15 protein-coding genes are annotated in these 12,235 nt (G+C 39.6%); all 15 read left to right on the forward strand.

Annotated features, from left to right (window positions below):
• Positions 1–8 precede the first annotated feature (8 nt).
• The gene (gene plsX, locus JEP40_RS15005) at positions 9–1,046 is read left to right on the forward strand and encodes a phosphate acyltransferase PlsX (protein ID WP_198624185.1); all 1,038 of its coding nucleotides are present in this window, start codon (positions 9–11) and stop codon (positions 1,044–1,046) included.
• Positions 1,047–1,050: 4 nt separating this feature from the next.
• Entirely contained in the window at positions 1,051–2,004 is a 954-nt protein-coding gene (locus tag JEP40_RS15010; RefSeq protein ID WP_198624186.1) for a beta-ketoacyl-ACP synthase III, read from the forward strand.
• Positions 2,005–2,023: 19 nt separating this feature from the next.
• Positions 2,024–2,956, forward strand: a complete 933-nt coding sequence (fabD, locus tag JEP40_RS15015; protein WP_198624187.1) for an ACP S-malonyltransferase — start codon at positions 2,024–2,026, stop codon at positions 2,954–2,956.
• A gap of 8 nt (positions 2,957–2,964) precedes the next feature.
• Positions 2,965–3,699: a 3-oxoacyl-ACP reductase FabG gene (gene fabG, locus JEP40_RS15020; RefSeq protein WP_036937746.1), complete on the forward strand. Its 735-nt coding sequence runs from the start codon at positions 2,965–2,967 to the stop codon at positions 3,697–3,699.
• 157 nt (positions 3,700–3,856) lie between these two features.
• Positions 3,857–4,093 carry an acyl carrier protein gene (gene acpP, locus JEP40_RS15025; protein WP_004247087.1) on the forward strand — a complete coding sequence of 79 codons (237 nt, stop codon included), beginning with the start codon at positions 3,857–3,859 and terminating at the stop codon, positions 4,091–4,093.
• 74 nt (positions 4,094–4,167) lie between these two features.
• Complete coding sequence (gene fabF / locus JEP40_RS15030) at positions 4,168–5,409, forward strand: beta-ketoacyl-ACP synthase II (RefSeq protein ID WP_115349523.1); 1,242 nt, start codon at positions 4,168–4,170, stop codon at positions 5,407–5,409.
• Positions 5,410–5,542: 133 nt separating this feature from the next.
• Positions 5,543–6,370 carry an aminodeoxychorismate lyase gene (gene pabC / locus JEP40_RS15035; protein ID WP_198624188.1) on the forward strand — a complete coding sequence of 276 codons (828 nt, stop codon included), beginning with the start codon at positions 5,543–5,545 and terminating at the stop codon, positions 6,368–6,370.
• A 17-nt stretch (positions 6,371–6,387) separates the two neighbouring features.
• Positions 6,388–7,410 (forward strand): endolytic transglycosylase MltG, encoded by a 1,023-nt coding sequence (gene mltG / locus JEP40_RS15040; protein ID WP_198624189.1) that lies wholly within the window; start codon positions 6,388–6,390, stop codon positions 7,408–7,410.
• Between the two features lie 2 nt (positions 7,411–7,412).
• The gene (gene tmk / locus JEP40_RS15045) at positions 7,413–8,060 is read left to right on the forward strand and encodes a dTMP kinase (protein ID WP_198624190.1); all 648 of its coding nucleotides are present in this window, start codon (positions 7,413–7,415) and stop codon (positions 8,058–8,060) included.
• On the forward strand, positions 8,057–9,040 hold the full coding sequence (gene holB / locus JEP40_RS15050) for a DNA polymerase III subunit delta' (protein ID WP_198624191.1): 984 nt from the start codon (positions 8,057–8,059) through the stop codon (positions 9,038–9,040). Before tmk ends, holB begins: the two co-directional genes overlap by 4 nt.
• Before the next feature lie 78 nt (positions 9,041–9,118).
• Positions 9,119–9,904 (forward strand): metal-dependent hydrolase, encoded by a 786-nt coding sequence (locus JEP40_RS15055; RefSeq protein ID WP_198624192.1) that lies wholly within the window; start codon positions 9,119–9,121, stop codon positions 9,902–9,904.
• A gap of 42 nt (positions 9,905–9,946) precedes the next feature.
• The gene (gene hinT, locus JEP40_RS15060; RefSeq protein WP_198624193.1) at positions 9,947–10,297 is read left to right on the forward strand and encodes a purine nucleoside phosphoramidase; all 351 of its coding nucleotides are present in this window, start codon (positions 9,947–9,949) and stop codon (positions 10,295–10,297) included.
• A gap of 39 nt (positions 10,298–10,336) precedes the next feature.
• Positions 10,337–10,738, forward strand: a complete 402-nt coding sequence (locus JEP40_RS15065; RefSeq protein ID WP_198624194.1) for a YcfL family protein — start codon at positions 10,337–10,339, stop codon at positions 10,736–10,738.
• Between the two features lie 17 nt (positions 10,739–10,755).
• Positions 10,756–11,337, forward strand: coding sequence for a penicillin-binding protein activator LpoB (locus tag JEP40_RS15070; protein WP_198624195.1), 582 nt, complete (start codon positions 10,756–10,758; stop codon positions 11,335–11,337).
• Entirely contained in the window at positions 11,315–12,214 is a 900-nt protein-coding gene (locus JEP40_RS15075) for a phosphotransferase (RefSeq protein WP_198624196.1), read from the forward strand. The genes JEP40_RS15070 and JEP40_RS15075 overlap by 23 nt, the downstream gene beginning before the upstream one ends.
• Positions 12,215–12,235 lie beyond the last annotated feature (21 nt).

Below are 12,235 nucleotides of genomic sequence, written 5' to 3' on the forward strand. Positions count from 1 at the left end.
TTGATACCTTGACAAATCTAACCATAGCGTTAGATGCGATGGGCGGGGACTTCGGTCCTCGCATCACAGTGCCTGCTTGTTTGCGGGCGCTGGCATCTAATCCTCATTTAAAAATATTGCTGGTAGGTCAACCAGACGCTATCTCTCCTCTGCTTGCAGATCAAAATGCCGAGCTAATCTCCCGTTTACACGTTATACCCGCAGAACATATTGTTGCCAATGATGCTAAACCTTCACACGGTATTAGAGCAAGTAAAGGTACATCAATGCGAGTGGCACTTGATCTCGTGAAAACAGGTGAAGCACAAGCATGTGTAAGTGCAGGTAATACTGGCGTATTAATGGGATTAGCAAAACTGCGACTTAATGCTATTGATGGAATTGAACGTCCCGCACTGGTTTCAGTATTACCCAACCAGAAAAAAGGCAAGACTATCGTTCTTGATTTAGGCGCTAACGTTAACTGTGATAGCCAAATGTTGGTACAGTTTGCCGTGATGGGCGCGGTGATGGCCGAAGAAATTGCAGGGATTAGTTCACCTAAAGTAGCACTTTTGAATATTGGTGAAGAAGAGAGTAAAGGATTAGATAATATCCGCGAAGCCGCTACAGTATTAAAGTCGACACCTAATATCAATTATATTGGTTATGTTGAAGGTAATGAATTACTGACAGGCAAAACAGATGTATTGGTGTGTGACGGCTTCGCAGGTAATGTCTCCCTTAAAACGATGGAAGGAGTTATTCGAGTTTTCCTTTCATTGATTAAATCTTCTACTACCGAAAATAAAAAAACGTCGTGGTGGATGAAAATATTGAAGAAGTGGTTACAAAAACGGCTAATTAAGCGTTTTGGACACATGAACCCCGACCAGTATAACGGTGCTTCTCTGTTAGGATTACGCGGTATCGTCATTAAGAGCCATGGTGGCGCAAATGAAAGCGCGTTTACAGCAGCAATAGAACAGGCTGTTCATGCCGTTGAGCGAAAAATCCCAGAACGGATCGCTTCTCGACTGACAACAGTATTACCCAAGAGCGATTGATAGAATGTATACAAAAATCTTAGGTACTGGTAGTTACTTGCCTGTACAAGTGCGAACTAATGCCGATTTAGAAAAAATGGTTGAAACATCTGACGAATGGATTGTTACCCGAACAGGTATTAATGAACGTCGGATTGCAACAGAAGAAGAATCTGTTGCTGTGATGGGAGCAGGTGCCGCTGAAAAAGCACTAGAAATGTCTGGTATTGATAAACAAGATATTGGGTTGATTGTTGTTGCCACAACATCAGGCTCACATGCATTTCCAAGCGCAGCATGTCAGATTCAAAATGCGTTAGGTATCAATGATTGCATCGCTTTTGACGTTGCAGCTGCATGTTCTGGCTTTGTTTATGCATTAAGCATTGCTGATCAATTTATTAAAGCAGGTTCTGTTAAGCATGCTCTTGTAATTGGTGCTGACAGATTATCCCATGCGTTAGATCCTAACGATCGTGGCACCATTATTTTATTTGGTGATGCAGCAGGTGCAGCAGTTGTGGGTGCGTCAGAAGACGAAGGTATTATTTCTACACATTTACACTCTGATGGGCGTTTTGGCGATTTATTAGCATTGCCTTATCAGCGTAAAGAAAATGAAGATTTACCTGCTTACGTTACAATGGCAGGAAATGAAGTATTTAAAGTCGCAGTTCGTGAACTTGCCCACATTGTGGATGAGACACTCGAAGCTAACAATATTGATAAATCTGAACTGGACTGGCTTGTGCCTCATCAGGCAAATTTAAGAATTATTTCAGCGACAGCGAAAAAGCTGGATATGACAATGGATAAAGTAGTGGTGACATTAGATCGCCATGGCAATACGTCAGCAGCATCAGTCCCAACAGCATTAGATGAAGCTGTAAGAGACAATCGCATTCAACGTGGTCAGTTAATCTTGCTGGAAGCGTTTGGTGGCGGTTTTACTTGGGGTTCTGCACTTATCCGTTTTTAATATTATCAGGAAAATAAACATGACTGATTTTGCAATGGTTTTCCCTGGACAGGGATCGCAAACTGTTGGAATGTTTGCAGAACTTGCAGAGCAATATCCGATAGTGACTGAAACATTTGCTCAAGCATCTGATGTATTGGGTTACTCTCTGTGGGATTTAGTCCAAAATGGCCCAGAAGAAGAGTTAAACAAAACATGGAAAACACAGCCAGCCTTATTAGCAGCATCAGTTGCTGTATGGCGTGTATGGCAAGAAAAACAAGGCAAAATGCCACAAATGATGGCAGGTCACAGTCTTGGCGAGTATTCTGCTTTAGTGTGTGCAGGTGTTATTGATTTCGCTGAAGCTATTAAATTAGTAGAATTACGCGGTCAACTGATGCAAGAAGCTGTACCAGCAGGTACTGGTGCAATGTATGCGATTATCGGTTTAGATAACGACGCTATTGCAAAAGCATGTGAAGACGCTGCTCAAGGGCAAGTTGTTTCGCCTGTAAACTTTAATTCACCGGGCCAAGTTGTTATTGCAGGTAACAAAGAGGCAGTAGAGCGTGCTGGTGTTTTATGTAAAGAAGCCGGAGCTAAACGTGCGTTACCGTTAGCAGTGAGCGTACCTTCGCATTGTGCTTTAATGAAACCAGCTGCTGATAAGCTTGCGGTTGCATTACAAGAAATTGAATTTAAACAACCTGAAATTCAGGTCGTTAATAACGTTGATGTGAAAACGCAAACTGATGCGAATGCTATCCGTGATGCGTTAGTTCGCCAGCTTTATAACCCAGTTCGCTGGACTGAAACGGTTGAACTTATTGCTGAAAAAGGCATCACACAACTATTAGAAATCGGTCCAGGAAAAGTATTAACTGGTTTAACAAAACGTATTTCTAAAGAAATGAACGCTGTAGCAGTTAATGATATTGCGTCATTAGATGCTGCATTAGGAAATGACTGAGGGATCTCATGGGATTTGACGGAAAAATAGCGCTAGTTACTGGTGCAAGCCGTGGCATTGGCCGTGCGATTGCAGAGGATTTAGTTGCGCGCGGTGCGACCGTAATTGGTACAGCAACGAGCGAAAATGGTGCGCAAGCTATCAGCGAATATTTAAGCGGTAAAGGTAAGGGTTTTGTGTTAAACGTCACAGAAAACGACTCTATCGAAAAATTTTTAGCTGAAGTGCGTGCTGAATTTGGCGAAATTGATATTTTGGTCAATAATGCAGGTATTACTCGTGATAACCTGTTGATGCGCATGAAAGATGATGAATGGCAAGATATCATCAACACAAATCTTTCATCAGTCTTCCGTCTGTCTAAAGCAGTTATGCGTGCTATGATGAAAAAACGTTATGGTCGTATAATTACCATTGGTTCTGTTGTTGGAACTATGGGTAATGCAGGACAGGCAAACTACGCGGCGGCAAAAGCGGGTGTGATTGGTTTTAGTAAATCATTAGCACGCGAAGTTGCTTCCCGGGGCATTACGGTAAATGTTGTTGCACCTGGTTTTATCGAAACTGATATGACAAGAGCACTAACAGATGACCAAAGAGCAGGTATTTTATCTCAAGTCCCTGCTAACCGTTTAGGTGATGCCAAAGAGATTGCCAGTGCTGTAGCCTTCTTAGCTTCTGATGAAGCGAGCTATATCACGGGTGAAACATTGCATGTCAATGGTGGCATGTACATGATCTAATTATGGGGACGTCTTTATATTTGCTTTTTGCGTACAATATAATGCAAAATATAGCGAATAAAGTAGTCCACACAGTCGGGATTGGTTAGATCTTTTCCTGTATTTATAAACTAAGAAAATCATCGCGCAAGCGAGTTTTGATAGGAAATTTAATAGTATGAGCACTATCGACGAACGCGTTAAGAAAATCATTGTTGAACAACTGGGTGTTAAAGAGGAAGAAGTTGTAAATTCAGCTTCATTTGTTGATGACTTAGGCGCTGATTCTCTTGACACAGTTGAGCTGGTAATGGCTCTGGAAGAAGAATTCGATATCGAAATCCCAGACGAAGAAGCAGAAAAAATTACTACAGTTCAAGCTGCTATTGATTACGTTGAAAACGCAGGTAAATAAGCTTGCTAATCTAGGCGGTCACTCGACCGCCTATATTTTTAATCCTAAACTTTTTCCCTCCTTGGAGGATAAGCGTGTCTAAGCGTCGTGTAGTTGTGACCGGACTAGGCATGTTATCTCCTGTCGGTAATAACGCAACAGCTTCTTGGGAAGCCGTGTGTGCCGGACAGAGTGGTATCGGCCTTATCGAAGATTTTGACACCAGTCATCATGCGACTAAATTCGCAGGATTGGTAAAAGATTTCAATCATGAAGATTATAATCTTTCGCGTAAAGACGCGCGTAAGATGGATCTTTTTATTCAATATGGTATTGCAGCTGGTGTGCAGGCCATTGCGGATTCAGGTCTTGAAGTAACAGAAGCCAATGCAAGTCGCATCGGAGCTGCTATTGGTTCTGGTATTGGTGGCTTAGGCCTTATCGAAGAAAACCATACGTCAATGACAAATGGTGGCCCTCGTAAAATTAGCCCATTTTTTGTACCTTCAACCATCATTAACATGGTCGCAGGACATTTAAGCATTATGTATGGTCTTCGTGGCCCTACAATCTCTATCGCAACAGCATGTACATCAGGTGTTCATAATATTGGGCATGCTGCACGTATTATTGCTTATGGCGATGCAGATGCAATGCTCGCAGGCGGTGCCGAAAAAGCAACTACTCCATTAGGTTTAGGTGGCTTTGGTGCAGTTCGTGCATTATCAACACGTAATGATAATCCTCAAGCAGCTAGTCGCCCATGGGATAAAGATCGTGATGGTTTCGTATTAGGTGATGGTGCAGGTGTTCTGGTTCTTGAAGAATATGAACACGCTAAAAAACGTGGCGCTAAAATTTATGCTGAAGTAGTGGGTTTTGGCATGAGTAGCGATGCATATCACATGACTTCACCAGCAGAAAATGGCGAAGGCGGTGCGCTAGCGATGACAAACGCACTAAAAGATGCGGGTATTGATGCATCTCAAGTGGGTTATATCAACGCACATGGCACATCAACGAATGCGGGTGATATTGCTGAAGCACAAGCAGTAGAAAATGTATTTGGTAAAGGCACGGATGTATTAGTTAGCTCAACAAAATCTATGACAGGCCATTTATTAGGTGCTGCTGGAGCTATTGAGTCTATTTTTACTATTCTTTCACTACGTGACCAAATCGTACCTCCAACAATTAACCTTGATAATCAAGACGAAAATTGTCATCTTGATTTTGTTCCACATAAAGCACGTAAAGTTGAGAACATGGAATATGCTCTGTGTAACTCATTTGGCTTTGGTGGTACTAATGGTTCAATTCTCTTTAAGCGCGTTTAAACCGTTTTTTGTAGAAAGTTGAAAAATACTTAAAGACCCAGGATTATTCTGGGTCTTTTATTTTGTCCTTTTACTGCCAGTTGTTTTATCATGTACAGATTGATATCAATAACATAGATGTAGGGTGTGTTTGATGTATTGGGTAAATGGACAACAGCAACAAAATGTAGATGCAAGTGACCGAGCGATACAGTTTGGCGATGGCTGTTTTACTACGCTCGCAATGGAGCAGGGCAAGCCTTCCATGCTATCTGCACACCTCAATCGTTTAAAACAAGGCTGTGAGGCTCTTTTTCTACCTCATCCAAATTGGTCTGATTTGAAAAAACACATTATAGATATCTCTTCTAGTACTCAAGAGAAAAGTGTTATTAAAATTATCATCAGTCGCGGTTATGGTGGCCGTGGTTATTCTTCAAATGGATTTATTACACCAACAGTTATAACGTCATTATCATCTTATCCTGCCCATTATTTCCACCAGCAAAGTGAAGGCATATCACTTGCCGTCAGCCCTGTTACTTTAGGAAAAAATCCACAATTGGCAGGAATTAAACATCTAAATCGTTTGGAGCAGGTTCTTATTAAGCATCATTTAGAAAAAACAGATTTTGATGATGTTTTAGTGTGTGATAATGAAGGATATTTAGTTGAAGCAAATGCGGCAAATCTTTTTTGGCGCAAAGGGAATACACTTTTCACACCGGATCTGACGGATTCCGGTGTAAATGGCATTATGCGTCAATCAATTATTCAATTAGCGCAAAAATTGAATTGGAAAATGGATATTGTGAGAGAGAAGCCGGAAACGCTTTATCAAGCAGATGAAGTTTGGTTAACAAATAGCTTAATGCCAGTACTTCCTGTTTCATGTATCACTTTCTCGAATGATAAGTGCTACCAGTATTCAAGTAGAGAGTATTATCATGTTGTTTTACAACACAGTTTGTCACTTAAATAGAATTTGATGAGTTATAAATGAAGATAAAAAAAATAGTATGGATAGTTTTTTTTGCCTTATTAATTAGCATCGGTGCAATTGCGTTGTATATGATGCAACATATTCGTGGATTAGAAGAAAATATTGTTGTAAAGCAAGATGAAATGCTACTCACAGTGCCAGCAGGAACAGGGCGCGTAGCCATGGAACAACTGTTAATAAAAAATAATTTACTTAACGAAGGCGATTATTTTCAAATTTTGCTAAAAGTAAAACCAGAGCTTAGCCAATTTAAAGCAGGTACATATCGTTTAACAAAAGGTATGTCTTTACGCGATGTTTTATTATTGATTAAAAGCGGTAAAGAGGCTCAATTTACGATCCGTTTTATTGAAGGTAGCCGTTTACAAGATTGGCAATCTATTTTTGAACAAGCCCCCAAACTTACGACTATCGCACACACAATGGATAGCGATAAATTACGCGAAGAAATAGGGATAAAACCTGAAATTGCTAATCTAGAAGGTTGGTTTGCACCAGATACATACCATTACACGGCAGGTACGACAGATGTCGCAATTTTAAAGCGTGCCTACCAACAAATGGAAAAAACATTAGAAGAAGAGTGGATTAAACGCGATAGTGACCTACCGTATAAATCGGCTTATGAAATGCTTATCATGGCATCAATTATTGAAAAAGAGACGGGTATTGATGCTGAAAGAACAAAGGTCGCGTCTGTATTTATTAATCGATTAAAAACAAATATGCGATTACAGACCGATCCTACCGTAATTTATGGCTTAGGTGATAAATACAGAGGTACGATTTATCGCAGTGATTTAAATGGTTATACCCCTTATAACACGTATCAAATTGATGGATTGCCACCAACACCTATTGCGATGCCTGGTGTTGCTTCAATCAGAGCTGCCGCACATCCAGCGGATACGCGTTATCTCTATTTTGTTGCAGATGGAACGGGTGGTCATAAATTTTCAACCACACTTAATGAACATAATAAAGCCGTCGCACAATATCGACGCTTACAACAAAGATAATTATGAACAACAGTAAATTTATTGTAATTGAAGGATTAGAAGGTGCTGGAAAAACCAGTGCAATTCAAACCGTTATTAATACGTTAAAAGAAAAAAATATCACCAATTTAGCATTTACCCGTGAACCGGGAGGCACCCCACTTGCCGAAAAATTACGAGAGCTTATTAAACAAGGCATTGAGGGTGAGAAAGTTACTGATAAAGCGGAGCTGTTAATGCTATATGCAGCACGTGTTCAGCTTGTTGAGAACGTGATAAAACCAGCGTTAGCTGAAGGTAAATGGGTGATTGGTGATAGACACGATCTCTCTTCACAAGCCTATCAAGGCGGTGGACGTGGTTTAGATAAAGATCTTATGCTGTCACTTCGCAATACGGTTCTTGGTGATTTTCGTCCAGATTTAACGTTATATCTTGATTTAGATCCAGCTATAGGGCTTGCAAGAGCACGAGCTAGAGGTGAATTAGACCGAATTGAAAAAGAGTCAATGGATTTCTTTTATCGCACTCGTGAACGCTATCAGGTATTAACCCAAGGTGATGACTCTATTATTACAATAGATGCATCTCAAACTATCGATAAAGTTCAAGCGGATATTCGTCAATCACTCATTACATGGTTAGTCCAGCAGGAAAATAAAGCATTATGAATTGGTATCCTTGGCTAAATCAGGCATATCGGCAACTTATTAGCATGTATCAAGAAGGGCGTGGCCATCATGCTTTGCTTTTACATGCGACAGAAGGAATGGGAGCAGATGCTCTCTCTTATGGATTAAGTCGTTGGTTAATGTGTCAGAATAAACAGGGATTAAAAAGCTGTAATGAATGCCACAGTTGTCGCTTGATGCTTGCCGAAACACACCCTGATTGGCACCTTTTGCAGAATGAAAAGGGCAAAACATCTATTGGTGTAGAAACCGTTAGAAAAGTGACAGAAAAACTGGAACAACATGCCCAGCAAAGCGGTGCAAGAGTCGTTTGGATAAAAGAGGTTGAAGCTTTAACTGAGGCTGCGGCAAATGCATTGCTCAAAACGTTAGAAGAGCCACCTAAAAATACGTATTTTTTACTTAATTGCCAGCAGCCCGAAGTTTTATTAGCCACATTGCGTAGCCGTTGTTTTTATTACCATTTAGCTACGCCTGATCACCAGTATGCTACACACTGGATACAACAGCAGTTGCCGAATGTTCCTTACGCTAATAGTGTAACTGCGTTAAATTTATCGCAGAATGCACCAATAGCGGCGCTCTCATTACTGAAAGATGAATGGCAAGAAAGAGAACTTTTTTGCCAAGCGTTATATTCAAGTTTACAACAACGTGATTTATTTGGGTTTCTTCCACAACTAAATCAAGATAATGTAGATCGTCGTTTGTATTGGTTGTTATCGCTTTTACTCGATGCATTAAAGTATCAAACAAATGCGCAAGCTTATTGTATCAACCAAGATCAACAACCTTTAATTATGGCGTTATCACAATTGCCTTCAAATATTGTGTTAGCCATTATTGATGGATGGAAACAGTGTCGTTATCAGCTAATGACCATTCCAGCCTTAAATAAAGAATTATTACTGGCAGAACAGCTGCTAGATTGGGAAAGTCAGTTAGTAACACAACATTAATTAGCAACATAAAATTAATTGTGATTTAGCTGTAATAAAAAATACCTATAAGCCATACCAGATAAATGAGAGTACGTTATGTTTTTAGTTGATTCACACTGCCATCTCGACAGCTTAGATTATGAAAAACTACATGAAAATATTGATGATGTTGTCGAAAAAGCACAGCAGCGTGATGTTCAATATATGTTAGCTGTAGCAACAACATTGCCGGGTTTCAAAAATATGCGTGAACTTATCGGCAAACGTGAAAATATTGCATTCTCTTGTGGTATTCATCCCTTGAATTTAGACGAAGGCTACGACGTTGAAGAATTAGCGCGCTTAGCTGCTACGCCTGATGTTGTGGCTTTAGGTGAAACAGGACTAGATTACTATTACCAACAAGAAAATGCGACATTACAACGTGAAATTTTCCGTGAACATATCCGTATTGGCCGACAAGTTAACAAACCTATTATCGTACATACACGTAGCGCACGCGAAGATACGTTATCGATTTTAAAAGAGGAGAAAGTGCAAGATTGTGGTGGTGTATTGCATTGCTTTACAGAGGATAAAGAAACGGCAACAGCATTACTCGATCTTGGAATGTATATCTCTTTTTCTGGTATTGTAACATTTAGAAATGCGGAACAAATTAGAGAGGCTGCACGTATTGTTCCTCTTGATAGAATTTTAGTTGAAACAGATTCCCCATATTTAGCGCCAGTTCCTCATCGCGGCAAAGAAAATCAACCTGCTTATGTTCGTGATGTTGCGGAGTATATGGCTGTATTAAAAGGGGTGAGTGTTGAAGAGTTAGCACAACAAACAACGCGCAATTTTGCTAAGCTCTTTCATATTCAAAACTTACCTGCTTAATTGAATTAATCAGAAATTAAAATAAATAATAAGGTGATGGAAATGGCAGAAGAAACAATTTTCAGTAAAATTATTCGTGGTGAAATACCGGCTAACATTGTTTTTCAGGATGATAAAGTCACTGCATTTCGTGATATTTCGCCACAAGCGCCTACGCATATTTTGATTATTCCTAATAAACTTATTCCTACGGTAAATGATGTTACTGTTGAAGATGAACAAGTGTTAGAACACCTGTTTGTTGTTGCTGCTAAAATTGCTCAACAAGAAGGTATTGCTGAAGATGGTTATCGCCTAGTGATGAACTGTAATAAACATGGCGGACAAGAAGTTTTCCATATTCACATGCATTTATTGGGTGGAAAACCATTAGGGCCATTATTAAGCCAATAATCGGTATGATGCTAAAAGCGAGATGACAGGAAGTAATACATGATAAGACAAGGTAAGGTTATTTACTCATTACTTATCGCTATGTGTATGACGACATTGCTCTCTGGGTGTTTATCATCTCATTCAGATAATAAACTCTATTTTAATCGTCAACAGGCCATTATTATGGAGCCATCGGTCTTAGCTGTGGGAGTTGTGGCGGGACAACCGGCCCTTGAACACCATACTAACGGCACAAGAGCGACAGTTATGTTGTCAAATACACAATCTTACCCTGTTTCAATTCGCTATCGCTTTTACTGGTATAACGAACAAGGGCTTGAAGTATCTCCTGCAGGACATGTAAATGATGTGACTATTCTTGGTGATGGAGATACTGAAATTAGCGCTGATGTTCCAGATAAAACCATTAGTTATGTCAGAGTTTATCTTTTTACTTAGGATAAGGTAACGCGAGTATGAAAAGACTTCTATTTGTGGCGATGTCTGTATTTTTATTAGCAGGTTGTCCGTCTATGTTGCCACAACAACCGCCTGTACCTGTAGAGCCGGTTACACCCACAGAGCCGGTTGAACAACCTAAACCCATAGAGCCACCGATTGAAGTAGTGCCAACACCCCCTAAAATTACTAGTATTAATTGGAATAATGTAGTCACACCTTTAATTAGAGAGATGGCGGTCACTGACGATTTAGAAACGGGTAAGCTAATTGTTATTGATAATGTCAAAAACAACTCGGGTGGAAATATCCAAGCAGTAAATGCAACCAATACAATTATAGAATCAGTTAATAGTATTAGTGCACTGCAAACTGTACCTTACGCACAAATGATGTCAGCACGAAAAGCACTCGGCTTATCAGGAGAAGACAGTTTAGGTCTTCGTAGTGCAGCTATTGGATTAGCGCGTCATTTAAAAGCAGATTATATTTTATTCTCAACTGTTGATGGCAAAAAAGATAACCGTGTTATTAGTATGCAATTAATGTCGGTTTCTTCTGGCGAAATTCTTTGGAATGGACGCAATAAGGTTGAGTGATCGGTATGGCTCAAGTTTACTTAATGCCTTGCAAACCCTTTTTCCTGCAACGGCATTAAGTAAATGGAGGATAACAGCATTAACAGGATTAGGCGGTGGTTCTTTTCGTGTGCAATATGCTGATATTGATTGGATTGCTCGTTACTACGGAGATGAAAAAAAAGGACTTTATGTACACGGAAGAAAAGAATATGCCATTTTAAAACAGCTGGCAGGTTTTGATTTGTCCCCTGAAGTTGCAACACGCTATGGAGAATGGTTTTTTCTTCATTGGTTACCTGGTGAACATCTTACCCATCAATTACTTTTTAGCGCCTATTTAAAGCCATTAGCTGAAAAAATAGCAACGTTACATCAGCAAACACCATTTGGTTTCCCTCTTAATTTAAACCATGAGTTATCCCTTTATTGGCAACGGATCGATAGAAAACGGTTATCTGCTAAATGGTTACGATTACAACAACATTTTTTACGTCAACCTCAACGAAATCTCATAAAATACGCGCCAGCTCACATGGATTTGCACGTTGAGAATATTCTTCTTAGTGATTCAGGTATAAAATTTATTGATTGGGAATATGCAGCAGATATTGATACGGCTGATTCATTAATGACGTTCTTTGCCACAAATCAATTAGATGAAACGCAAAAAACGACATTTTTGGATTATTATTGTTCGTATCATTATCATTATACAGAGCAAAAAGAGGTTTGCTCTTATTCTGTCAGAGAATTAAGAAGGTGTATTCTTTCAAGAGAACCATTCATTTTTTATATGATGCTAATGTGGTATGAAGTCCGTTGGCAACAAACAAAAGATGGATCATTTTTAATAATGTCTGAACCTTTACGTCGTTATTTTAGTCTGACGAATTAAAGACATTATCTTGTCACAATT

This window comes from Proteus vulgaris (assembly GCF_016239305.1).
Lineage (GTDB): Bacteria > Pseudomonadota > Gammaproteobacteria > Enterobacterales > Enterobacteriaceae > Proteus > Proteus vulgaris_C.